This window comes from Natrialba sp. INN-245, from assembly GCF_009807105.1.
Lineage (GTDB): Archaea > Halobacteriota > Halobacteria > Halobacteriales > Natrialbaceae > Natrarchaeobius > Natrarchaeobius swarupiae.
On record NZ_WUBV01000020.1, the window covers coordinates 70,755 to 95,260 of the forward strand.

The window sequence follows — 24,506 nt, forward strand, 5'->3', positions numbered from 1 at the left end:
ATTTCGGTCGAGTCCCGTTCCGGTGTGCCTGTGTCTGGAACCCGAAGTCGACCAGCAGTCAGCGGAACCCGACGTCGAACCAGCAGTCGACGAAACCCGGGGACGAGACAGCAGTCGAACCGGCTTGCAGTCGCAGTGCACACCGTGTTACGAGCAGGTCGTGAACGATCGGACGTCTCATGGCACAACCACAGCGCAGACCGGATTCCTCGAGTCTCGCGGAAGTCCTCGACCGAATCCTCGACAAAGGCGTCGTCATCGACATCTGGGCGCGGGTATCGGTCGTCGGGATCGAACTCCTGACGGTCGAAGCCCGCGTCGTCGTCGCCAGCGTCGACACCTTCTTACACTACGCGGAGGAGATCGCAAAAATTGAGCAAGCCACCGCCGAGGGCGAACTCGAGGAACTGGAAGAACTCGAGGTCGAGCGTCGACCCGAATCGTCACCCCAGTCAGCCTCAGAGTAACCCCGATGGCGGACGACTCCTCGCGAACGCGCAAAGTCCGCGGCCGGAAGATCAGGAGCGACCGCTCGAGCAAAGAGGGGCGCCGGGCGAAGAAAGAACTCGCGCGGACGGCGGCGGCGAACGCCCGAGAGCGCGACGGCGACAGCCCGTTGTCCGAACCCGACGAAGTCGTCCCCGAACCGTTCGTCGAGACCGACGCTGTTGCCTCGCTTCGCGACCGAATCACGGGCTGGCTCGAGGCCGATCAACCGGTACACCTGATCGGCCCCACCGGCTGTGGCAAGACGGCACTCGCGCTGTCGGCGGCCGCCGACCGTGGACGGCCGGTCGTCTGGCTCAACGGCGACGAGGCCGTCGACACCGCGGCGCTCGTCGGCGCACACGCGGGCGGGGAACGGTACAAAGAAGACGACCGCTTCGTCGGCGGCGTCAGCAAACAGACCGAAATCGTCCGCGAGCGCTGGATCGACAACCCCCTCTCCGTGGCAGTTCGGGAGGGCGCGACGCTCGTCTACAACGAGTTCTCGCGAAGCGATCCGTCGGCCCACAACGTCTTGCTCTCGGTGTTCGAGGAGGGCGTCCTCGAGCGTCCGGGAAAGCGCGGCGAGGATCGAACGATCGACGTCCACCCCGAGTTCCGGGCGATCGTCACCTCGAACGACGTCGAGTACGCGGGCGTCCACGATCAGCAAGACGCGTTGCTCGACCGGTTCGTCGGCGTCCACGTCGACTACTACGACGAGGAGACCGAACGGGATATCGTCAGCTCGCACGTCGACCTCCCGGAGGAGGACGTCGAGACGATCGTCCGAGCGACACGAGCGCTTCGCGACGAACTCGACGTCGTCGTCGGAACGCGGGCGGCGATCACCGCAGCCACGGGGATGACGGTGTTCGACGGCGACGAGGAGGTGATCGACGAGGGGTTGCTGACGGAGCTCTTCACGGACGTCCTCGCACCGAAGATCGCCGGCGAGAACGGCAGTATCGAGGAGCTACGAGCGAGCATCGGTGAGACAATCTGACGTTCAGCTATGGCCGAAGCCGACACCCAGGGATCGACCGACCAGTGTAAGGCGCTCACAGCCGACGGTGAGCGCTGTTCGCGACCGGCCGCCGAGGACGGCTTTTGCTACCAACACGACGAGAGTGATCCAACCGTGAGTGACAGTCAAACAGCCGACGAAGGCGAACAGAAACAACAAGACGCAGAGACCGAACGCGAGAGCCGAAGCAGGGAACTCGGCCCCGATATGATCGCCGAGGAGAAAACCGATCCCGACTCGATCGACGCCGAGGACGTCGACGCCGACGAGACGATCGAAGGCGTCCTCGCCGTTCGACAGACCGTCCAGTCGAGCGCCGGCGATCTCATCGGCCGCGAGTTCGACGGGGTCAGCGAGATCGTACCGACCGACGACGGCTGGCTCGCGATCGTCGAGGTCGTCGAGCGACGAGCGGTTCCCGACACCCAGGACATCATCGGCCGGTACGAGGTCGAACTCGACGACGACGTCACAGTCCACGGCTACCGACGGCTCGATCGCTACCGTCGCGGGGATACGGCCGCCTTCGAGTAGCGCCCTCGCTTCGGCCTCGGAGAAGCCAAGTCGATATCGGACGGACCGCGTCGATGTCGGCCGAACTGCATCGGTGTCGGCTTCTCGAGTCCGGCAACGGTGAACTGGCAAGTAGCGAATCGAGGGTGATCAGTATCGCTTCCGACCGTTAAGAGAGGTGTGTGGTGACGTCGGTCGAGGAGACCATCCCAACGTAGTCGTCGTCGACGACCGGCAGGTGTTTGATTCCGTAGGTGGTCATCATCGCAGCGACTTCCTCCATGTAGAGATCCGGCGTGGCGGTCTCCACGTCGGTCGTCATCACGTCGGCGACCTCGAGCTCCGAGACGTTTCGTCCGTCGGCAACGGCGTCGAGAACGTCCGTACTGCTGATTATCGCTCGAGGCGTCGTCTGTACGACCAGTGCGTTGATATCCTTCCCGCGCATCTGCTGGGTAGCTTCCATCACCGTAGCGTCCGGCGAAATCGTCTCGAGCGGTGTCGACATCACGTCTTCGACGGTAACCCTATCGGGAGAACTCATATCAGTACGAACGGATTCGATCGTTATGGTACTTTCCGTCGAGCCGTCATACGGATTGCTGTACCGATTTACCGGTGTAACTGTGACACGTCTGCAATCGCACCGGCAATGGCGTACAGCAGACCGTATGAAACGTGCGTTTTCTGGTTCAGGGTTATAGTAACAACTGCAACGATGTACACACTGATCGCCGATCCGTCTGGCGATCAGGTGTGCAATGACTTGCAGTGGCTACTATAGTACTCCGACAAGCGTCGACTGCAGGGTCGACTCGAACCACACCACCGAATTCGACCCTGCAGTGCTGGCGTGCCAAAGCAGTAGGCGGTAACGGACCACCGGATGGAGCCGTGGTTTCGAGTACTGTCTCGGCCTGTCACCGCGAGATCAGTTCACATGCCCGTCGTGCACGGACACGGACCTCCCGGTTTGGGTCGTCCGCCGCGAGTTCCGCGAGTCGTTCGTAGACGCCCTCGAGCGTCGCGTCGGTCTCGAGGCCAACACGGCCGAGTGTCGTCGCGGCAACGCCGCGTACGCCCGGATCGTCGCTCTCGAGGTTCGTGGCGATCACCTCGGTGTGGTCGACGAGGGCTGCCGGTCGAGCGGTGGCGATCGACTCGAGACACCGGAGCAGATCCGCGGTCACCGCCGCTGGCGGGTCGTCGTCGACGAACGTGACGATTTCGTCGGCCGAGGGTGCCACGTCGACCGGCGACTCTGCTGCCAGTTCGGCGAGACAGTAGGCGACCGTATCGTGACACTCCAGAGACGGCTGTGCGAGAAGCGCCCGAAGCTTCGGAACGGCTGGAAGGCACACTCTCGGCTGTTCCTCGACGTTCTCCCGGATCGTCCGGACGGCCTCTCGCTGTGCAGTTGCCGTCCGGTCATCGAGCTGTACGAGAACCGACGGCAGATCGAACGAACAGGAGTTCGGTCGCTGCTCGACGGACTCTCCCCCATCCCTATCCATGATCCCGGTGGGAGCATGATTGATAGAAGGTAAAAGCCTTCCGGCAGTTTAATTCGAAACGTCTAGGAAGAAAGGAGAGTCACGCGAGCCACTCGTCGGGCTTCGTGTCGTAATCGACGTCGTCGGCCGCGAGGTGTTCGACGTCGTTCCACGGCACATCCTCCATCGTGACCTGCTTGCCGTCGTAGCGAATCAGCTTGCCGCGTTCCTCGGCTTCCGGTTCGCGATTCCGACGCTTCGCCACTTCGATGTCGTGTTCGTCGACTTCCTTGACGATCGTCAGCAGATTCACAGGTCGGCCCCACAGCTCGAAGATCCGTTTGAGCGTCTCTCGAGCCTGGCCGATGTCGAGCATGACGCCGTTGTACTGGTGGCCCAACAGGAGCTCGTTGGCGTTGTTGTAGTTGCCGTCGTAGACCGCGATCGTCGGTTTGCCGAAGTTGGTGAACTGCAACAGGAGCTTCTTTTTGACGTCCTCCGCGGCGTCGCTTGCCACGTGAAACTGCCCGGTCGCCTGGGAGTGTTCGTAGGTGAAGTAGTCGTTTTCCGTGATGAACTCCTGGGTGAGAAACTCGTCCAGGAAGGTCACGTCGTTGTGGCTCTCCCGGACGTCGAACATCCGATCCCACCCTGCAGTGAAGTCGACCTCCGCGAGCGCCTCCTCGAGCGACGAGTAGCGGGCGTCGTCGAACAGGTAGCGGCCGATCCGCTCGAGTTCGTTCTGAGTGACCCGCGAGAGGAACCCGCGGTTCTGTCGTTTGACCAGGGAGTAGTGGCGGCGTGCCAGCCCCTCGTCGGTGAGCACTTTCCAGGGGTACTTCGCGATGTCGATCTCTCCCTCGCGCGCCCGCTCGAGTGCTTCGCGGTCGACCCACTCGTCGGGCGCGTCCTCGAGCTGGTCGAGCGTCTCCCGGGTGATGGTGTCGATCGATTCGGGTGGCTCGAGCGTCTCGAGGACGTCGTCGACGTCGACGACGTCGGTGAGGTTTCGCCAAGATATGCCCTCGACGCGAAGGAGCCGCTCTAAGACCTCGCGACGGTTGGTGGTGTTTTCGACGTACTCCCATAGCTCCATGCCGAGACTGTAGGGATTCAGCCCGCCCGAGGCCAGCACCTTCGCCATGTGATCGGCGTAGTTCAGGAACTCGTCGTCGCCAGCGAAGACCTCGTCGGTCATCATCGTCGACTCCCAGTAGGCCGCCCAGCCCTCATTCATCACCTTCGTCATCTTCTGGGCGGCGAAGTAGTACGCCTCCGCACGCATCATATCGAGGACGTCACGTTGCCACCCCTCCATCTCGACGGCGCGTTCGGACTCTCCGTCGTACTGCTTGCCGTGTTCGCGGACGAACGCGAGCAGGTCCTTCTGGGTCTCTTCTGGGAACGTCACCTGACCGTCCTCGGCCTCGAGTTTCTCGAGCCACTCCTCGTCGAACACTTCGCCTTTGATCTCCTCGGAGAGCTCGAGTTCGTCGAGCTTTTCGGCGAGATCCTCGTCGATCTCTGCGGCCGGGCCGTCGACGTCGAGTCGGCGCTCGAACACCCGGTGTTGATCGATGTTGTCCTCGAGGGAGAGGCAGTGGTCGACCCACTTCTCGACCTCGGCGCGGTCGATCTCAGGATCGGACATGTACTCGTCGATCGCTCGAGCGTGGCGCTCTAACATCGCGGCAGCGTTGACCTGATCGTCCTCCGAGCGGCCGCTCGTGAACATGCCGAACCACTCGTTGTTCGCGAAGAAATCGGAGTGGGCCTCGACGTGGGTGATGACGGCCTTCTGGTCGGCCAGCGTGTTCGACTCCTGTAAGAAGGCGTGGGCCGGGTTGTCGTTGTTGACGATCTCGAAGGCCTTCCCGCCGGTGTACTGGCCCTGTTTCTGCTGGCGGTCGTACTGCATTCCCCACCGCCAGTGGGGATACCGCGACTGGAATCCGCCGTAGGCGATGAGTTCGTTCATCTCGTCGTAGTCGATGATCCAGTAGTTGACCGGATACGGTTCGAGGCCGAGTTTCTCCGCGAGATTCCGGGCTTCCCGCACCGGTTCCTCGAGTTCGCTTGCGATCGCCTGTTTGCGGAACCGTTCCGCGTTGGAGTTTGAGTTACTCATGGAAATCACCGATTTTCGTGAGTTCGAAGCGAACGACGTTTGCTTCGTTACTCATCGTCGTCATCTTCCGTGCTGAGAATGCGGTAGATCGCGTCGGTTACGTCGCTCTCACCGTTGACGTACGCGACCGCGACATCGTCGGAATCGGTGCCGAAGTGGCGCTCGAGTTCCTCGGCGTGGGTCGCGTTGATCGCGTTGCCGCTTGGCTGGGTCTCGACGTAGGCGTGGAGGTTGGCGTCGATCTCCTCCATCAGCGGGATGACGCGCTCTTCGGTGTCATTGGAAGAGTTTTCGGAGTCGCCGGCCGCGAAGACGTACCGGTTCCAGTCGCTCCAGGGGTACTCCTCTAACAACTCGGCGGCGAGTTCGTACGCGCTCGAAATCTTCGTCCCGCCGCCGGAGCGGATGCCGAAGAAGTCCTCGCGTTCGACCTGCCAGGCGTCGGCGTCGTGTGCGATGTAGACGAACTCGGCGTTGTCGTACTTCCCGGTCAGATACCAGTCCAGCGGCGTGAACGTCCGCTCGACGAGTTCGCGCTTTTTCTCGCGCATCGATCCGGAGACGTCACGGATGTTGACGACGACGACGTTCTTCTCTTTTTCCTCGATGATCTCCGGGTAGCGGTAGCGTTCGTCCTCGCGCCGGAAGGGGACGTGTTTGATCCCTTCGCGGCGGATCTGCTGGTGGACCGACTGGCGGTCGACGTTCTCCTCGACCGCCTCGATCGAGGACCACGTCCCCCGTTCCTCTTCGGGAATGTCGGCGTAAGCTTCCTCGATCCAGGCCATCGAGACCGGGAGGTTCTCGCCGCGGGCCCACTCGAAGACCTCGCGAGGCGTGATCTCCTCGACCTTACAGACTTCCCGCACGAAGTCCTCGTCGAAGTCCATCGCGAGCTTTCGTTTGAGTCCCTCCTTGAACATCCGCTCGAAGTCGAGCGTGCTGTCGGGCCCCGTCCGCGTGAGATCCGTAAACGGCCCCTCTTTCTCCTCGATTACCTTCTTCCCTTTCGGCTCCAGGTCGAGGCCGAGTTCCTCGTCGAGTTCCTGGGCGAACTCCTCGGGGTCCATCTCGTAATACTCGTGCTCGCCGCCTTCCTCGCCGGGTTCGCCCTCGTCACCGTCCTCGTCACCCGGCTGTGGCTGGGGCTGGCCGACCGGCTGGCCGACGTCGGGCGTTCCGCCGTCGCCCTGGCCGACGCCGCCTTTGTCACGCTGGTCGTACTCGAACTCCGGAAGCGAAACGATCTTGACGGGGATCTTGATCTCACCCGGTCGGCTCTGGCCGAGGTCGCCGTACTGGATGAAGTCGGCCAGATCCTCGCGGCGCTGTTCGCCGACCTCGCGAAATCGCTCCAGGTCGTCTCTCAGTCCCATCGGTAGCTCACCTGTCCCATGACGTGTCTGCTGGTCAGTTCGGCCGACGCCTCGGAGTAGTCGAACTCGGTGACCAAAGTTTCGATCGTATCCTCCTTGACGGTCTCCGTCTCCGTCCCGCTCGGCGGGTCGTCCCACTGGCGCGGATCGAAGTCCTCGAACGTCCGCCTGACGTCCTCCCAGTCGTGGCTCTCGAGGACCGACTTGATAACCGGAATCGCGGTGAGGTCGACGTTCTGGACGGCGAAGTCCTCGTCGCGGTGTTCCCAGGCGTGGCGATTCAGCGACGTGATGACCTTCTCACGGCGGAAGTTCTGGACGCTCTCTCTGGGAAGGTTGCCCTGGTACTCCTCCTCGGAGAACCGTCCGAGGTGTTCGACCTCGAAGAGTTTCATCTTGAGCGGATCGGGTTCGACGCGTTCGCCGCGGTCGTTGTACAGCGGCTCGTCGGTCTCCCACGCATAGACGTGTTCGACGTACTCGGCGACGGTCTCCTCGTCGACGCGTTTCTCGTGCATAATGGCCTCGATGACGTCCGACTCCTGTTGGTCGAAGATGTAGTTTTTCACCGGAACAACGCGGTTCTCGAACTCGGAGCGCTCGCCCGTCGAGAACACCGGCGCGTCAGCCATCTGTTCGGCCATCCCGTTTAACACGTCACGGGGCATCACGACGTCCTCGACCGGCAACTCTGCGTGGTGGCGCTCCCGGTCGGTCTGGAGCAACTCGGCGAGCGTGTCGCGAGTGTAGGTCACCGGGATCCCGTGTTCGCCGTCGTGGGCGCCGTCGGCGAAATCGAACTCGTCTTTCTCGCGTCGCGTATCTCCCTCCTGTAGGTACCCCTTATCGTAGATCAACGCTTTGTCGACCAGATCGAGTCCGTTCGGAAGGTCTTCCTCGTCAAGCCGGGTGACGACCGCGTACAGCGCGGCCGCCTCGATGGCGTGGGGCGCGAACTCCTCCGTCCGTGTCTCGCCGTCGCTACCTTTGACCGTCACCGTCACCGGCTCGCGGATCCGATCGGCCAACTCGTCGTAGCCATCGGCCTCCCAGACGCTCTTTTCGTTCGTCAGCTCCCGCCTGATGAGTTCACACTCGAGGCTCAGATTCGTCAGGTAGCCAAAGCGGTGCTTGTCGAGGCGTCGTTTGAGTGCCTTCAGCGGATCCATGCCGTTTCGGTCGGCGTGCTGGTTGAGCTGGGCCTCGAGATCGGGGTTCGAGATGATCAGCATCTGGGTGTCGACGTCCATCCCGATCGCCTTGTCCAGTTTCACGGACTGCTCGTCGGGGACGTTCAACAGCTTCTGAAGCAGGTCTGCGTGCTGGGCGGCGTCCTCGACGATCGTGAGGACGCCGTTGCCCTGCGAGAGGACACCGTCGTAGGAAAAGGCCTGCGGGTTCTTGCGTCCTCGCGAGTCGAGTTCCTGGAGCATGCCGTGCATCCAGGAGCCGACGAGTCGCTCCTTGGGTCGACCGTCGTCCTCGCTGTGGAGCACGCCGACGCCCTGGCCGACGTCGACGACGTAGTTTTTCACCCGCAGGTGGGTCTCGTCGGTGATCGCCGAGAACAACTCGTCCTTGCCCGCTCGGCGGTACCGCTCCTCTAAGAACTCGTACGCTTCCCTGGAGAACGGATCGAGCGCAGTGTCGACCCGAACGGGGACGTGGTCCTCGAGTTCGCCGTTGAGATCGGCCAAAATCCGATCGCGGACATCCTTGGGGAACACCGAGAGCGGATGTGCCTGAACCGGACTCTCGTACCAGTGTTGGTCGTCCGAGGCGGTGGGGTCCCCGCCGTAGCTCAAGCCCCGCTCCTCGGCGTCGGCCGTCGTGACGTTCCACTCGACCGTGTACCGACGCCCCTCCGGCGTCTTCGAGTACTCCCGAAGGCCGTTGACCAGACAGCGTTTGAGCTCTGATTTCCCGGTCGCCGTCGGTCCCTCGAACCAGACGATCTTCTCGTCTTTCGCCCGGCCCGCCGCGATCGATCTGAGGTCGTCGACGAAGCCGTTTAGCACCTCGGTGTTGCCGAGAATGGCGTGTTCGCCGTCGTTGTACGGGTCGTCGAAGAATCGGTAGCGCTCTTTCTCTTCGCCTTCCTCGACGACCGTTCGCGTTCCGGCGGCTTCGGTCGCCTCGAGGAGGTACTTCGAGGCGTGGGAGGCGATCGTCGGATTCTCGAAGATCCGATCGACGTACGCTGGAAGGCTCATCGGCTCCTCGTAGGTCTCCTCCAGCGCGCGGTCAGCCTCGGTAACGTAGTCGGTGCCGGTCATGTTAGTCTTCGATCTCTGCTTTGGCGACCTCCGCGCCGGCGAACTCGAGTACCTCTTTTGCCCCTTCCTCGGAGTAGCCCTGTTCGATCAGGGCGTCGATCCACGAGGACCGCTCGTCGTCGTCGAACTCGTTGGCCGACACGAGCGCGGAGAAGTTGATGTTGTGTTTCTTGTCCTCCCAGAGTTTGCGCTCGAGTGCGCGGCGCAGGCGCTCGTTGTCCTGTGGGTTGAACGCCTCGCCCTCTCGAGCGCGCCGAGAGACCCAGTTGCTCACTTCCTGACGGAAGTCCTCCTTGCGATCTTCGGGAATGTCGAGTTTCTCCTCGACCGAGCGCAGGAAGGTTTCGTCGGGCTCCTGCTCTCGCCCGGTCAACTCGTCTTCGATCGTGTCGTCGTCGATGTAGGCCATCACGTGGTCCATGTACTTCTCGCCCTGGCGCTGGATCTCATCCAGGTCGTAGGCCAGCGCGTGACGGACATCCTCGATCGCGCGCTCGCGGTACTCCTCGCGAACCGTCTCGAGATAGCGGTAGTAGGTCTCGAAGTTCTCCTCGGGGACCGAGCCGTGGTGCTCTAAGTTCTCCTCGAAGAAGTTAAACACCGTCAGTGGCGAGAGGAAGCCGCGCTGGCGGTGTTTCGAGTCCATGATCGCCTCGGCGATCTCGTCGCCGATAAAGCGCGGCGAGATGCCGACCATTCCCTCGCCGATCTCGGCTTTCGCTGCGGCCTCCTCGCGAAGCTTCTTGACGTCGATGTCGTCACCCTCGTCGATCTCGCCGTTGTACGCTTTGGCCTTTGTCAGCAGTCCGACGGTCTCCGTGTCGGGGTCTTCGATCCGCGTGAGCACGCCGAACAGTCCCGCCATCTCGAGGGTGTGGGGCTCGACGTTGATGTCGGGGACGTCGGCGTTGTTCAACATCTTCTGGTAGATGCTGGCCTCGTCCTCATAAGAGAGGACGTACGGGAAGTCGATCCGCTTGGTGCGGTCGTTGAAGGCCTCCATCTTCTCGTCGCCTTTCTTGTCCTTGTACTCGGGCATGTTCGTCCGGCCGACGATCACCTGGTCGATGTCGATCCGGGGGTTGTTTTTGGGCTTGATCGTCTGCTCTTGGGTCGCGTGCAGGAAGTCATAGAGGAACTCCCGCTGGAGTTTGAGCAACTCTTCGCCGGAGAAAATCCCCCGGTTGGCGTTACAGAACGCCCCCGAGTAGTCGAACGCACGCGGGTCGCTCTCGCCGTAGATGGCGATCTTCGAGTAGTTGACGTCGCCCGTCAACTCGGTCTCGTCCTGGTTTTTCTTGTCCTTGGGCTCGAACGTCTCTAAGCCCTGGCGTTTGTTCTCGTCGGCGATGAAGCGGATGATCTCGATGTGGTTCTCGAGTACCTGCTGGAGGTCGTCGTCGTAGTACGCCAGCAGTTTGTCCATGTAGAACTCGCTTTCTGGATCGAGTGCCTGCTCGTTCTGGATGGTGTACGGTGCCTCGAGGCGCTCGTTTAGGTCGTCGATCACTCGCTGGCGTTGCTCGCGTGGGAGGAGCACGAGCGGATCCTGGTTCATCGGCGACCGGACCGTGTCGTCGGCGGGGTCCTGGTCGTTGATGACGTCACAGAGGTTCGTCCAGCGGAACGTGTACATCCGACCCTCCTCGCGGAGCGTGTAATCCTCGAAGTACTGGCGGACCTGCTTGTCGAAGTGAGACTTCCCCGATCCGACCGGGCCGAGCAGGAGCTTGATCCGTCGTTCGGGTCCGAGCCGTCGAGCACCCGATTTCACCTTGTTGACGAACTCGTGGATCGACTGGTGGATCACCTTGCCGTAGAAGGTGTTCTCACCGTCGTGTAACGGATCCTCGCTCGCGAGCTGGTACTCGACGACACCCTCGGTCTCGTCGTAGGTCGTGCCGTAGTAATCGAACATATCTGCGACGCGCTGGTGGGCGTTGCGGGTGATCTTCGGGTCCTCGTAGGTCTCCGCTAAGTACCAGTCGAACGATTTCGTCTCCCGCAGGTCTGCGGGCATCGATTCCTTGTAGTCCGAACTTAGCTTCTCGAGCGTCTCGATGTCTCCGTTCATGGTATCATTGCCAGTTGTCGCTTCTCGCCGGCTGAGAGGCTGCATCCGCGCGACGTCGTCGACCCAGAACTCCTCGTGCGTTCGCTGTCGAGACGAGCTCGCGCGGAGGGTGCGACCCCCTTCGGGCGGTCCGTTGTTTCATGGGTACTCGCGTGCCACGTGTCGGCGCTCGAGACGGTGTGTCGGTCTCGAACGACGTGCGCCGGGGACGGGCGCGACGTGGATCGACCCGCCGTACGGATATCGATAGTATTTAATGAGTGAGTAATCCAGCTACTTAACCTTGGCCCCAAAAGGTATTTACCAAGAATAAATTCCAGGCAATATATGCAGGTATGTTTGTATGCCAATAGATACCACACCGGCCGTCGGGGATCTCTCATCATAAGTCACTCGCCTGCATTGCCGCGGTTCGGTCGCGCGCGGTGTGGGTGGTGATAGCACGGTATCGTCCCTATATCTCCCGTCGGATTGCACGCGATGAGAACGGAGCGAGACCAGAGACGCGATCGGGACCAGCCGACATCGACAGCGGCTGGGGGACACAAACCGGTGACCGCGTACCCGTGACGACGACGATTTAGGACGGGCGACCGTAGGCGAGACCATGACCGATCTGGCGACCCTCCCGCCGGCCTGGGAGATCTGGTCCGACGGCGAGGACGGACGCCTCGTCCTCGCCTACCGGCCGGACGTCTTCGACGGTGACGAGTTTCCCGCGGCCTGTCTCCCGACCCTGTATCTGACACACGGTCGTCGGTCGAGACGTCCGGGTCAGAATCCAACCGATTCGACCGGCGACGACGACTGGTTCGTCACGCTCTATCTCGAGCCGGACGTCTCGCTCGAGGGCGGCGAACGATTCTCGACGCGAGCCGACGCCCTCGAGTCCGTCGTCGAACTCGCACACCGCTTCGACGACGGCGAGATCGATTACCGAGGCCTGTATCAGGTGCCTCGAGAGCGGTACTTCGATCGATTGGACGAACTGACGGGGTGAACTCACGGGGTCGAGTGGGAACCGATACGTCGGCCGACGAACCGACACACTCGAGAGTGAGGCTTAACCGGCGGTGGCGAGTAGTGGACTGTATGTCCACCGTCACCCTCGTCGGTTCTCGCCTGGCAGAACCGGGGACCGAATTCGTCTATCACGGCGAAGCGGATGCCTGTGCCGGCTGTCCGTACCGAAGCCAGTGTCTCAACCTCTCGACTGATACCCGCTATCGAATCACCTCCGTTCGGGAAAACGCACAGACACTCGAGTGTGCGATGCACGACGGCGGCGTCCGCGCGGTCGAAGTCGAACCCGTCTCGGTGCGAGCGAACATCGTTTCGAAAGGTGCGTTCGCCGGAAGCAAATCGAGTCTTCCAGGCCCGTGTCCGTACGTCGAGTGTCCGAGCCACGAGTACTGTGACCCCGACGGCCTCGCGTTCGACGAGGAGTACAGAATCAGCGAGATCGTGGGCGATCCACCCCACGACGTCTGTCACCTCGACAGAGGTCTTCAGCTAGTCGAACTCGAGCCCGATGGTTGATTCGGCCGCCTCAGTTTCGGTTCGATTCGTCGGCTGCCTCGAGCCAACTTCCGGCCCAACACTCGATTTCGTCGAACACCGGCTCGAGCGACCGACCCTTGTCCGTGAGGCTGTAGTAGGTCGCGATCGGCGCGTCTTCTTCGATGCGGCGTTCGACGAACCCCGTCTCTCCCAGATCGTCCAGCACCCGCGAGAGCGTCCGCGCGTTCGCACCGGTCGAACGCTTGAGTTCGTTGAACCGTTGCTCGCCGGCGAGGAGTTCGTGTAAGACGGCCAGACGCCACTGCGACCCGATCTGTTCGAGCGATTCGATGACGGGGCAGGCCTCCGGATGCTGGTCGTTCGATTGCGGTCGTTGCGATGACATCAGGTCTCCCGTCGACGTTCGGTCGGGAGCCCCATAGCAGTTCGGAATCGAACGAGATAACACAGTGTTATCTACTGGCGTTGCAGGTCACTGGTCCGCCTCGGGTTCTCCGGCTGCCGTTCGGTCCTCCGCGAGGGTGGATTCGATATTCTCGAGCGCCTCGAGACAGATCGGAACCGATCCCGCGGCGTGGAACGGAACCTCGAAAACGACGCGACAGCGCCGATCACCCAGGTCGTCGACGCGGTGGCCAGCCGACGGTACGCACGGCACACGCCACGTCCAGCGGCGGTCCGTCCGCGAGGTGACGGTAAACGGGAGCCAGACACCGGGTACCCGGATTCGACCGGTGGTCCCCTCCCGAACGCGACGATCGGTCGACTCCACCTCGCGGACGACCGGCGACCAGTCGGGCCACCGCATCGTATCGGCCAGCAGTTCCCAGGCTCGTTCCGGGGCCACTGCGAGGACCTGAGAGATCTCGACTCTGTCGCCGTCGGGTGTCCGCCGTCGCTGGACGCGAGTCATTCGTATACGAACGTACGTCCGCCGCGAATATGGCGTTTCGGTCGCTCGAGTTCGCAACCCGAACTGTCCGTAGCCGCTAGACTTTACTTGCGGGACTCCCTGCCTCGAATCGAGTGATGGCGATAGTCGAAGTCGAAAACCTCCGCAAGGAGTACGGGGGGTTCGCCGCCGTCGAAGGGAGTACGTTCTCGATCGAACGTGGCGAGGTGTTCGGCATCGTCGGCCCGAACGGGGCCGGGAAGACGACCACGTTGAAGATGATCGCCGGTCTGATCGAGCCGACCGACGGGACGGCGACGGTGGCCGGCCACACCCCCGGCGAGCCGGCGATGCAACGCCGACTCGGCTTCCTCCCCGAGGAGTCGCCGCTGTACGAGGAGATGACCGCTCTCGAGTATCTCATCTTCTTCGCGGACCTCTACGACGTCCCCTCGGACGTCGCCCGCGAGCGGATCGACCGGACGCTCGATCGGCTCGATCTCGAACACCGGACCCGGCGAATCGGCAACATGTCGAAGGGGATGAAACGGAAAGTCGCCATCGCCCGGGCGCTCGTGAACGATCCCGAGGTGCTCATCTTCGACGAGCCGGCGTCGGGACTCGACCCGCTGACGACGAACTACATCATCGAGTTCACCCGCGAACTCAGCGAGGCGGGAAAGACGATCATCTTCAGCGCACACAATCTCTTTCACGTCGAGAGTATCTGCGATCGGGTCGCAGTGATGAACAACGGTCGGATCGTCGCTCGCGGAACCGTCGACGAGATCCGCGAGACCCACGGCGGTACCGAGTACTACGTGTACGCGACCGTTGACGCGAGCCACGCACTCGGCGAGATATCGACCAGCCGCGAGAACGACCAGGTTCGACACGTCGTCGGTGGGATGGACGACGTCGAGTCGATCCGCGAAGCCGTCGACGCGGAAGGCGGACGCATCACCGACATCCAGACGACGACGCCGAGCTTAGAGGAAATCTTTCTCGAGATCGCCAGCGGCTCTGACGCCGAGGGAACAGCCCGTTCGGATACCGAAACGGACGCGGACGCCGACACGACTGATCCCGAGGAGGAACTCGAGGCGTGAGCGACGACCGGTCACCGTCCGAGTCGATCCGACGGCACCTTACCTCGCTCCGACGTGGGGCGGTCGGTTCGTTCCGACGGACTGCACGGATCGCCCGCTGGGAAATCTCCCGAAGCGCCGGAACCGTCGATCGGCGGACGATCGTCGCGGTGGCCGCGATACTCGTCGTCGTCGGCGGTGTCGGACTCTCGGTCGCCGACGACGGCATCGGCCTCGAGGACGAACTGTACGTCGTCGGCGTCGATTCGGACGATCCCTACGCCGATGTCGCCACTGAGAGCGATCGGTTCCGGACGATCGCGCTCGAGGACGTCCGGATCGACGACGGAGGGGGCTCGAACGTCGACGTCGTCGTGACCCGTGACGGTGAGTTGGGGTACGTCGGTGACAACGGCGAACAGGCGTTCCACGCGTTCCGCGAAGCGATCGAAGCGGAAAACGCCGATCGAATGGCCGCCGAGGACGACGACGTCGCCGCCTATCCGGTACTCGTGACCGTCGAGTATCAGGAGCGTGAGACCGGTATGACAGCCCAGAGTGGTGACCGTGGATCCGACACAGGCGGGGACGTGATCGGGACAGACGGTGCCGATGCCGACGAAGAGACGACTGATGTCGACGAGAGCGCAGCCGACGATGACACCGAGATAGTCGGTACGGACAGCGACTCAGTCACTGCTGACAGCGATACGACCAGGTTAGACGGCGACCCGGCCGATTCCGGCGGAGATAGGGGCGCTTCTGACGACGATACGACCGACACTACCGAGGACGTGATCGGTTCCGACGGGTCGGGATCAGACGACGCCGGCGGGTCACCGGAGACGACGACCGACGTCACGAGTCCGACGGCGGACGGAGAGTTTCAGGTTCCCGACATCGGTGCCACGGCCACAGAAGATACGAGTCCCGCGACGCCCGATACGCTGTCGCCGCCGTTTCCGTTTCAGTCGCTCGTGCTCGCCTTTCTGTTTATCGTGCCGATGAACTTCGTTATCCAGACCTACGGGAGTACGATCATGGACGAACGGATCAAGCGCCGCGGCGAGTTGCTCCTGGTGTCGCCGTCCTCGCGCTACGAGATCGTCGCCGGAAAGACGCTCCCGTATCTGCTCGGCCTCGTCGGTATCGTCGTCGCGACCGCCGCGGTGATCGGCGGGCGGACGCTCTCGGTCGCCGCAGCGATTCCGATCGCGCTGGTGTTTCTCGCGTCGACGTTCGCCGGCGCGATGCTCGCCCGTTCGTTCAAGGAGATGACATTCGTCACCGTCACCATCAGCGTCCTCCTGACGACGTACACGTTCGTGCCGGCGATCTTCACCGAAGTGACGCCGATCGCGTTGATCTCGCCGCTGACCCTCGTCGTAATGGATCTTCAGGGCGAGTCGGTCCGTCTCGTCGAGTACCTCTTCTCGACCGCCCCGTTTTACCTCAGCGCAGCCGTTCTCTTCTTGCTCGGGATCGGCATCTACCGCGAGGAAGACATGTTCGCCCAGAAGCCGGTCCCCGCGAAGATCGTCGACGCGATCACGAGCCAGATCGACGCCGTCTCGAGGCGCGTCTCCAGTTACTGGAGCCCGTTCGTGCTGTCGGTCGTGTTCATGCCGTTCGTCTTCGCGGCCCAACTGCTCGCCGTTGCGCTGTTGTTCGTCGTCCCCGAGTCGATCGCACTGATCGTCATGTTCGTCCTCGCCGCGGCGATCGAGGAGTTCGCGAAGAGCATCCACGTCTACGCGGGATTCGCCCGCTCACGATTCGAACCGACGATCCGAGTGGCCGCGATCCTCGGTGCACTCTCCGGACTGGGCTTTTTCGTCGGCGAAAAGATCACCCACGTCGGTCAGTTCGTGGGACTGTCGGATCTTCCGATCAGCGTCGCCGCGTTTGGCCCGGAACTCGGTGCCGACCTGCCGCTCGTCGTTTTGCTCGCTCTCTTTCTCGCTCCGCTCGCCCTCCACGTGGTGACGGCGATCATCTCCGCCACGGGTGCGAGACACGGCCGAGGGACGTACGCCGTGGCGTTCGTCGTCGCGACCCTCGTCCACGCCCTCTACAATCTCGGGGTGATCATCCTTGTCAGCTGATCGTGACGAGTGGCGATCCGACGACGACGCCTCGGTACCCCGCGGGCCGAATCCACCCTCGAGAGACGACGGCGACGACCGACGCTCGAGCGGCCTCTGGCGGGCACGCCGGGCGATCGTCCGCCGACAGCTTCGCTCGCTTCGCTCGGAGAAGACGATCCTGCTCGCGATCGCGATCCAGCTGTTCATCGCGGCGTTCTCCTCGTTTCTCGTCGTCGGCCTCGTCTCGATGTACGAACCCGACTCCGTGGACGGATACGAGGCCGACGTCGCCGTCACGGGAAGCGACACCGACGAACTGATCGCCGTCGCCGACCAGCAGGGCGGAATCGATCCACGGTTCTACGACGACCGGGCGGCGGCCCACCACGCGTTCGACGAAGGATGGGTCGACGCCGTCCTCGACGCGAACCGAGACGACGACGGCAGACTCGTCGTCAGCGTAACGGCACCCGACGGCGGACTCGAGACGACGCTGCTCGTCGTTCAGATTCGCGAGACCCTCGAGACGATCGAGCACGTCGAGCGGATCGAGAACGAAGACAGCTTCGAGGAGCCGCCGCTGGCGGTCCCCGGGGAGACGGACGCCAGCCCGTACGCCGAGTTCACCTACACCGTGTTGCTCCCGCTGTTGTTGTTCCTGCCGGCGTTCATCAGCGGCTCGATCGTCGTCGACTCGCTCGTCGAGGAGCGCCAGCGTGGCACCCTCGAGTTGCTTCGGGTGGCCCCCGTCTCGTTCGTCGACGTCGTCGACGCGAAGCTGGCCGCGACCGCCGCGCTCGCGCCGATACAGGCGATCGCCTGGCTCGCGTTGCTCGCGTTCAACGGAACGGGTATCGCGAACCCGTTCGCGCTACTCGTGCTCGTCTCGGCGCTCGCCGTGCTCGTCGTCGGCGTCGGTGGCGCCGTTGCACTCACGGCTCCGGATCGGCGCCAGGCGCAACTGCTGTACTCGACCGGTATCGTCGGTGCACTCGTCGTCTCGACGGTGTTGCCCGAACATCCGGCGAACACCGTCGCGAAGTTCGCCATCGGGAGCGCAACGACGGTCACGTGGCTTTCGCTTGCACTGTACTGTCTGCTCGCCGCGGTCGCGTTCGGCGCGGTCCGGGTCGTTCTCGCTCGAGTCGATCACGACTCGCTGTGAGAACGATTCGGCTGGGACAGCGTTCACTCGAGACGCAGTGCCACAACGAAAACCGCGAAAGACGGAGTCGAACGGCCGCTATCGACCAGTTCAGCGTCGGCTGAACACGCTCTTGATGCGCGAGACGATACCACTGTCGTCGTTCTGGTTCGCTTGTCGATCGCTGTCCACAATTGGGCCGTTGTGAATCGTTTTCGATGTTGCTACGACCAATCTGGAATGCCATCGGAAAATCGGAACGACAGCACCTCTGCGGACCGATAGTCGGATTAGAGAACCCGCTTACCCCCGAATCCCCCGTCTCACGACCGGAGTATCTTCCAAAAGAACGGCACCATCGCGAACAGTGCGATGAAGGCGAGCCACCAGGGGGAAAACAGGAGGAAGACGACCCAGAGCAAGGACCCAGTGACGATCGCCACGAACTTTTGCTTGATCGTGATATACATTCTTCCCTGAGCATGATCGAACAAAAGCATCAAACTGTCGGTTACGGATCGAAATCGATCGACAGGATCAGCCGAATTTGCCGGTGATGTAATCCTCGACGCGCTCGCTTTCGGGGTTCTCGAAGATCTTGTTGGTGTCGTCGAACTCGACGAGATGGCCGCCGGTGAGAAAGACCGCGGTTTTATCGGAGATACGCGCCGCCTGTTGCATGTTGTGTGTGACGATCACGACCGTGTACTCTTCGGCTAACTCCTCGACCAAATCCTCGATTTTCGAGGTGGCGACCGGGTCCAGCGCGGATGCAGGTTCGTCCATCAGAATGACCTCCGGATCGGGGGCGATCGCTCGAGCGATACACAGTCGCTGTTGTTGTCCGCCCGACAGATCGAGCCCGGAGGAGTCGAGTTGGTCCTCGACCTCGTCTAGAAGCGCCGCCCGCTCGAGTGCCGTGTGGACCTGTTCGTCGACGTCGTCGTCTTTGCCCTGGACGCGCAGGCCGTAGGCGACGTTGTCGTAGATCGACTTCGGAAACGGGTTCGGTTTCTGGAACACCATGCCGATCTTCCGGCGAAGCGCGACCGGATCGACGTCCTCGTCGTAGACGTTCTTTCCGTGGAACCGAAGGTCGCCCTCGACGCGAGCGATGTCGATGAGGTCGTTCATTCGGTTGATCGACCGGAGGAACGTCGACTTCCCACAGCCGGAGGGGCCGATCAGCGCGGTCACCTTCCGTTCGGGAATCTCCATCTGGATACCGTGTAGTGCCTGCTCGTCGCCGTAGTAGACGTCGAGATCCCGGGATTTGATGACGGGGTCGGCGACTCGAGGTGAGCCAAGCGGTGCGTCGTCTTCGATCGGTTCGGACCGGTGATCGTCGGTCTCGGCTTTCGATACCGTTCGTGGTCCACCGGCGTTTGCAGTCATGGACGATAGTTCATTCTTCGAGAGTAGGCGGTTGCCTGGTCCGAAACGCTCCTCGTCCGGATCGTTCGCCGGACGTATCGATCGAGACGACCGACCCGTCCGGGTTCGTTCTACGTACATACAACGAGAGAACGCCTACCTAAATAGGATACTATGATCTCTCCGGTCCGGGACCGTTGACTATATATCTCTATTGAGTGGGGATTCGATCGGAGCGAGCGTCTTCGGTCCCGGCTTCGTTCTCGGTTGGTGGCGTCGGCTCGGCCGGTCGGGGGAGTTCGAGGACGACCGTACTCCCGGCGTCGTCTCTCTCGGTTACGTCCCCGGCTGTGGCCGATTCGGACGACGAAATCGAGAGCCGGCCGCCGTACCGGCTGACGATCCAGTCGACGAGCCAGAGGCCGATACCGCCGGCGTGATTGACCTGGGAAAGTTCCTGCTCGCCCGTAATCACCGAGATGTCTTCCGGCGGAATGCCGGGACCGTCGTCCTCGACGGCCAGACGAATCCACTCCGGCGTCGGTTCGATCTCGATCGTCACGGATGGGTTCGGCCCGGCGTGATCGGCCGCATTCGCCAGCAGTTCGTCGATCGCGATGCCGATTCCCTCTCCACAGGCCGCGATTGCCTGCTCAGGTCCGTCGACGATGACGGTCTCGAGATCGCGCGAACGGCTCGCCGCGTCGAACGCGTCGACGCGTTCGCGAGTGATCGTCGCGACGTCAGTTCGAAGCGTCTCGTCGTCGATCGGATCGAGCAACGACTCCGTCGTTCGGGCACGGTCGGCCAGTTCGAGCAGTTCACGCGTCGCCGCTGCGATCTCGGCGGCCGACTCCCGATTTTCCCCGTCGAGTCTGGATTCGAGATCGTCGGCGTGACCGACGACGAGATTCAGCGTGTTCCGAAGGTTGTGTCGTAGAATTCGGTTGAGGACGAGGAGCATCTGTTCGCGCCGGGCGAGCGATCCCGCCAACCCATCGAGTGCGCGGTCGATCCGTCGCCACTCGGCGGCACCGCCGATCGCTGGTTCGTCACCGTACTCACGTCGCTCGAGTGCTCGAAGCCGCTCGAGGATCCGCCCGATCCGTCGAACCTTCGACCGATAGATCCACACGGCGAACCCGGTGACCGAACCGAGCAACGCGACGGCCGAGGCCGTCTGAAAGAGCACCAACCGGTCGATCGATCCGGTAACCTCTCCCCGTTCCCGGTGGGCGGTAACCGTCCAGCCGACGGTTCCGACCATCGCCTCGTCCTCGATCGTCTCGTCGAGGTGATCGGCGTTCGTAAACACCGTCTCCCCGTCGGCTTCGACGGTTATCGCACCCTGGTCGTCCTCGGCTATGGGCTCGAACAACCGTTCGTCATCGATGTGGTAGGCACCGTTGAGCGAGCCGACAATCTCGCCGTCCTCGCGGATCGGTGTGCTGACGACGATGACGTCGTTACCGGTTTCGGCTTCGAGCGGATCACTGACGTACTCTTCCCCACGAAGCGATCGGTCGACGTATCGTCGGTCGCTGAGATCCGTTCCGACGATCGTCACCGAGGTGCTTGCCTGTCTGGTTTCGATCGCCCGCACCGCTCCAGTTTCGTCGACTACGGTGACGCCGCCGAACGCGGAAACGTCGACGAGCTGCTCGAGTGTGTCCCCCTGTCGTTCGGTTCCGTGTGCTCTGACGTCCGGGTTGTTCGCTGCGATGGCCAGTGTTCGTTGCTGTTCGCGTATCCGATCGTCGAGCATGGTCGCCGAGAGCTCGGCCCGTTCGGCAACCGAGTCCTCGGCACTGTTGAGCACATCGGTTCGGTGTGTATCGAACGTGACCACGAGGACGCCCCCCGAGACGATCACGACGATGACGAACGCGACACAGAACCGATACGTTAGCCTCATTCGCCGGCGACCATTGCCATTACATATCAAGGGATTATTATAATTGTGGCTATCTCGTGTCACGTTCAGCCATTGGCGAGGCGAAACGAAGGCGGAATAGTCGTTACTGTTTGCTAAAGGACATTTCCAATCGTCGCATCGCTGTCGACGCAACCCCGACACCGCGGATCGATTTCCGGTTAGCTCCGCGGATCGTACCTGTTCCTGATGAAGATCGCGATTGCGTTCATCAACAACAGAATCGTGAGCAAGACGACGATTCCGGCGGCGGCGACGTGCTGGAACTCGGGTTCGGGAAGGGTTGCCCACTCGAAGATCATCATCGGCATCGCACTGAACGGACTCGTGAGGCCGTCGGGCGCGACGAACAGCGACGTCGCTGCACCGACCATCAGGATCGGTGCCGTCTCGCCGATCGCCCGCGACAGCGAAAGGATCGTCCCGGTCATGATCCCGGGAAGCGCTCGCGGCAAGACGACGTCACGGATTACCTGCCACTGCGTCGCACCGACACCGTAGGCCGCCTGGCGTTGTGAGTCCGGCACCGCACGGAGCGCTTCCTGTGTCGAGACGATGACGATCGGCAAGATCAGAAGCGTCAGCGTCAACGCACCGGCGATGAGACTCGAGCCCAGTTGCATCCCACGGACGAAGATGGCCAGTCCGAGCAGCCCGTAGACGATCGACGGGACGCCCGCGAGATTGGCGATGTTCGCTTCGATGAACGACGTCAACCAGTTGTCGCCGGCGTACTCTTCCAGATAGACCGCCGCGCCGACCCCGAGGAAGACGGTGAAGATGGCGGTTAACGCGATGAGGAAGATCGATCCCACGATCGCGGGATAGATACCCGCACCCCGCCCCCCCGGCAGGAAGTTCTCGATCACCTGCGAGGGCGGGTACGTCAGAAACTCCCAGGTGACCCACCCCCACGACTCGTAGAGGACGTCCGCGATCAGCGCGACGAGTGCGACGATGCCGACGAGCGTCGACGCGAAACAGATCGCGACGAATACGCGGCCGAGCAATCGCTTGCGGGCGATGTCCTCGGTGCCTTCGGCGAACGGATTGCTCGTGCTCATTGGTACTCCTCCCTGTAGCGCGATTTGATCCACAGGCTGAACAGATTCATCAAGAGCGTCATGGCAAACAGCGTCAGTCCGACCGCGAACAGGCTTTGATACCCGATCGAACCGACCGAGACGTCGCTGATCCCGATCTGGACCATGTAGGCGGTCATCGTCTGGATCGGCTCGAGCGGATCCATCGTGATCTGGGGGTGCATCCCCGCCGCGAGCGTGACGGCCATCGTCTCGCCGATCGCCCGCGAGAGCGCGAGAATGTAGGAGGCGATGACTCCCGACAGCGACGCGGGGAAGACGACACGGGTCGACACCTCGAACTTCGTCGCGCCGAGGCCGTAGGCCGCGTTGCGCAGGTCGTCGGGCACCGCGGACATCGCGTCCTCGCTCAGACTCGAGACCATCGGGATGATCATGATGCCGACGACGATCGCACCCGCGGCCGCGTTGAACGTTCCGGTATCGGGGAATACGTGCTGGATGATCGGTGTGATAAACGAGAGCGCGAAGAAGCCGTAGACGATCGTCGGAATCCCGGCGAGGATCTCGAGCGTCGGCTTGATCACCTTACGGACCTGCGGGTCGGCGTACTCCGAGAGATAGATCGCCGTCGCCGTTCCGACGGGGATCGCGATGAGCGCCGAACCGGCCGTAATCAGAAGCGTCCCCCAGATCAGTGGCAAGACGCCGTAGCTTCGCGGCCGGATCACCGGCGACCACTCGGTCCCGGTGAAGTACTCGACGATCGAGACCTGCTGGAAGAATTCGATCGATCCCTGAACCAGGACCAGAATAATTCCGAGCGTCGTGAGAACGGTGACGAGTGCACACGAGAAGAAGACGTACCGAATCGTCGCGTTCTTCCGGTCGTCGATCCCGCTCGAGCCACCGGTCGTGATATCCGTCGTTCGTTCGGCCTGGCTCATTCTCGCTCCTCCGCGATCGCATCCTCGAGTTTCTCCGCGCTGGCCCGAACCTGTTCGTCCGGAATCGCGTAGTAGCCGACGCGTCGGGCGGCCCACTGCGTCCACGTCAGTTCCTCCCCGGGTTCGACGATCTCGGCGTCGGTCGCCTCCCCGTCGATCGCCTCGAAGTAAAATCGGGCGAACGCACGAACCTCCTCGCGCTCGAAGGCGTCGGTTCGGAAGTAGGTGTACAGTGGCCGCGTCAACGGCTGGTACTCGCCGCTTTCGATCGTCTCTCGTTTCGGTTTCACGACGCCGTCGCCGTCGTCGACGCCGAGCAGTTTGAGTTCATCTTCGTTCTCGTAGTAGTAGCCCGCACCGCCGAACCCGAGTGCGTATTCGCTCCCGCGAACGCCGCGGACGATCACGTTCGTATCCGCGCTCGCGGAGTAATCCGAGCGAATGTTTCCGATCTCGCCGGTGATCTCCTCCGTGAAGTAATCGAACGTGCCGGAAGCGGGATCGCGACCGTAGAGTTCGATCTCTTCGTCCGGAAAGTCCGGGTCGTCCGGACGGACGTCACTCCAGGTCTCGACGTCCGATCCGGACTCCCAGATTGCCGCGAGCTCCTCGACGGTGAGTGACTCACACCAGTCGTTGTCGGGGTTCGCGATGACGGCCAGCCCGTCGAGTGCGGTCTCGAGTTCGAGATACTCGATCCCGTGTTGGCCACAGAGATCCCGTTCGTCCTCGAGGATCGGGCGGCTCGCGTTCTGGACGTGGGTTTCACCGGCACAAAAGCGCTGGAACCCTGCACCCGTTCCGGATCCCCGAACGGGGATCACGACCCGGTTGTTGCGCCACTGGAACTCCTCGGAGACGACGGCGCCGTGTGGAAGGACCGTGTTACTGCCGTCCATTCGGATTTCGCCGTCGAGCCCGCTATCCTCTCCCCGTGCGAGACACCCCGCGAGCCCAGAAAGTGCCGTTCCGGCAGCGCCGAGTAGAACGTGCCGACGCGAAACCGCGTCGGCCCGACCGGTAATCGGCTCGTTTGCCATCACTCAGTTAGTGGTGATATCGTCTCTAAATACCCTACTATGTTTGCTATATATTTCTATGTTA

Annotated in this window: 22 protein-coding genes; 8 read left to right on the plus strand and 14 right to left on the minus strand. The window is 62.4% G+C overall.

What is annotated here, in order from left to right:
- Positions 1-179: 179 nt before the first annotated feature.
- The 3 genes from gvpA to gvpO are packed head-to-tail and all read left to right on the plus strand — an operon-like array spanning position 180 to position 2,047.
- Entirely contained in the window at positions 180-467 is a 288-nt protein-coding gene (gvpA, locus tag GRS80_RS07960; protein ID WP_149081285.1) for a gas vesicle structural protein GvpA, read from the plus strand.
- 5 nt (positions 468-472) lie between these two features.
- Positions 473-1,492 carry a gas vesicle protein GvpN gene (gene gvpN / locus GRS80_RS07965; RefSeq protein ID WP_160047079.1) on the plus strand — a complete coding sequence of 340 codons (1,020 nt, stop codon included), beginning with the start codon at positions 473-475 and terminating at the stop codon, positions 1,490-1,492.
- Positions 1,493-1,501: 9 nt separating this feature from the next.
- Positions 1,502-2,047, plus strand: a complete 546-nt coding sequence (gene gvpO, locus GRS80_RS21010) for a gas vesicle protein GvpO, halophile-type (protein WP_160047080.1) — start codon at positions 1,502-1,504, stop codon at positions 2,045-2,047.
- A 148-nt stretch (positions 2,048-2,195) separates the two neighbouring features.
- Here the strand turns inward: gvpO and GRS80_RS07975 are convergent, their stop codons facing one another.
- The 6 genes from GRS80_RS07975 to GRS80_RS08000 all read right to left on the minus strand — a co-directional run bounded on the left by GRS80_RS07975 (position 2,196) and on the right by GRS80_RS08000 (position 11,373).
- Positions 2,196-2,570 (minus strand): CBS domain-containing protein, encoded by a 375-nt coding sequence (locus GRS80_RS07975; protein WP_235019680.1) that lies wholly within the window; start codon positions 2,568-2,570, stop codon positions 2,196-2,198.
- A gap of 376 nt (positions 2,571-2,946) precedes the next feature.
- Entirely contained in the window at positions 2,947-3,540 is a 594-nt protein-coding gene (locus GRS80_RS07980; protein ID WP_160047081.1) for a HEAT repeat domain-containing protein, read from the minus strand.
- Positions 3,541-3,619: 79 nt separating this feature from the next.
- Complete coding sequence (locus tag GRS80_RS07985; protein ID WP_160047082.1) at positions 3,620-5,647, minus strand: SpoVR family protein; 2,028 nt, start codon at positions 5,645-5,647, stop codon at positions 3,620-3,622.
- 47 nt (positions 5,648-5,694) lie between these two features.
- Positions 5,695-7,023, minus strand: a complete 1,329-nt coding sequence (locus tag GRS80_RS07990; protein WP_160047083.1) for a YeaH/YhbH family protein — start codon at positions 7,021-7,023, stop codon at positions 5,695-5,697.
- Positions 7,014-9,299: a kinase anchor protein gene (locus GRS80_RS07995; protein ID WP_160047084.1), complete on the minus strand. Its 2,286-nt coding sequence runs from the start codon at positions 9,297-9,299 to the stop codon at positions 7,014-7,016. Before GRS80_RS07995 ends, GRS80_RS07990 begins: the two co-directional genes overlap by 10 nt.
- Position 9,300: 1 nt before the next feature.
- Positions 9,301-11,373, minus strand: coding sequence for a serine protein kinase PrkA (locus GRS80_RS08000; protein ID WP_160047085.1), 2,073 nt, complete (start codon positions 11,371-11,373; stop codon positions 9,301-9,303).
- A gap of 607 nt (positions 11,374-11,980) precedes the next feature.
- Between GRS80_RS08000 and GRS80_RS08005 the strand changes: the two genes are divergently transcribed.
- Positions 11,981-12,373 (plus strand): DUF5820 family protein, encoded by a 393-nt coding sequence (locus GRS80_RS08005; protein ID WP_160047086.1) that lies wholly within the window; start codon positions 11,981-11,983, stop codon positions 12,371-12,373.
- 92 nt (positions 12,374-12,465) lie between these two features.
- The gene (locus tag GRS80_RS08010; RefSeq protein WP_160047087.1) at positions 12,466-12,912 is read left to right on the plus strand and encodes a UPF0179 family protein; all 447 of its coding nucleotides are present in this window, start codon (positions 12,466-12,468) and stop codon (positions 12,910-12,912) included.
- 10 nt (positions 12,913-12,922) lie between these two features.
- Here the strand turns inward: GRS80_RS08010 and GRS80_RS08015 are convergent, their stop codons facing one another.
- Entirely contained in the window at positions 12,923-13,279 is a 357-nt protein-coding gene (locus GRS80_RS08015) for a helix-turn-helix domain-containing protein (RefSeq protein WP_160047088.1), read from the minus strand.
- An 87-nt stretch (positions 13,280-13,366) separates the two neighbouring features.
- Positions 13,367-13,807 carry an SRPBCC family protein gene (locus GRS80_RS08020; protein WP_160047089.1) on the minus strand — a complete coding sequence of 147 codons (441 nt, stop codon included), beginning with the start codon at positions 13,805-13,807 and terminating at the stop codon, positions 13,367-13,369.
- 116 nt (positions 13,808-13,923) lie between these two features.
- On the opposite strand from GRS80_RS08020, the gene GRS80_RS08025 reads away from it, so the two are divergent.
- Genes GRS80_RS08025 through GRS80_RS08035 form a run of 3 tightly spaced genes read left to right on the plus strand, consistent with a single transcriptional unit; the run spans position 13,924 to position 18,126 of the window.
- Positions 13,924-14,895, plus strand: coding sequence for an ABC transporter ATP-binding protein (locus GRS80_RS08025; protein WP_160047090.1), 972 nt, complete (start codon positions 13,924-13,926; stop codon positions 14,893-14,895).
- A gap of 26 nt (positions 14,896-14,921) precedes the next feature.
- Complete coding sequence (locus tag GRS80_RS08030) at positions 14,922-16,979, plus strand: PrsW family glutamic-type intramembrane protease (RefSeq protein WP_343161502.1); 2,058 nt, start codon at positions 14,922-14,924, stop codon at positions 16,977-16,979.
- Positions 16,969-18,126 (plus strand): ABC transporter permease, encoded by a 1,158-nt coding sequence (locus GRS80_RS08035; RefSeq protein ID WP_160047091.1) that lies wholly within the window; start codon positions 16,969-16,971, stop codon positions 18,124-18,126. The genes GRS80_RS08030 and GRS80_RS08035 overlap by 11 nt, the downstream gene beginning before the upstream one ends.
- Positions 18,127-18,428: 302 nt before the next feature.
- Here GRS80_RS08035 and GRS80_RS08040 read toward each other — a convergent pair whose 3' ends face one another.
- The 6 genes from GRS80_RS08040 to GRS80_RS08065 form a co-directional block, all read right to left on the minus strand.
- Positions 18,429-18,575 (minus strand): hypothetical protein, encoded by a 147-nt coding sequence (locus GRS80_RS08040; protein ID WP_160047092.1) that lies wholly within the window; start codon positions 18,573-18,575, stop codon positions 18,429-18,431.
- Positions 18,576-18,642: 67 nt separating this feature from the next.
- A complete protein-coding gene (gene pstB / locus GRS80_RS08045; RefSeq protein WP_160047093.1) occupies positions 18,643-19,500 on the minus strand; it encodes a phosphate ABC transporter ATP-binding protein PstB in 858 nt (285 codons plus the stop codon).
- A gap of 190 nt (positions 19,501-19,690) precedes the next feature.
- Complete coding sequence (locus GRS80_RS08050) at positions 19,691-21,394, minus strand: ATP-binding protein (protein WP_160047094.1); 1,704 nt, start codon at positions 21,392-21,394, stop codon at positions 19,691-19,693.
- A gap of 179 nt (positions 21,395-21,573) precedes the next feature.
- The gene (gene pstA / locus GRS80_RS08055; protein ID WP_160047095.1) at positions 21,574-22,476 is read right to left on the minus strand and encodes a phosphate ABC transporter permease PstA; all 903 of its coding nucleotides are present in this window, start codon (positions 22,474-22,476) and stop codon (positions 21,574-21,576) included.
- The gene (pstC, locus tag GRS80_RS08060; RefSeq protein ID WP_160047096.1) at positions 22,473-23,402 is read right to left on the minus strand and encodes a phosphate ABC transporter permease subunit PstC; all 930 of its coding nucleotides are present in this window, start codon (positions 23,400-23,402) and stop codon (positions 22,473-22,475) included. Before pstC ends, pstA begins: the two co-directional genes overlap by 4 nt.
- Positions 23,399-24,442 (minus strand): PstS family phosphate ABC transporter substrate-binding protein, encoded by a 1,044-nt coding sequence (locus GRS80_RS08065; RefSeq protein WP_149081266.1) that lies wholly within the window; start codon positions 24,440-24,442, stop codon positions 23,399-23,401. The genes pstC and GRS80_RS08065 overlap by 4 nt, the downstream gene beginning before the upstream one ends.
- Between the last annotated feature and the right edge of the window lie 64 nt (positions 24,443-24,506).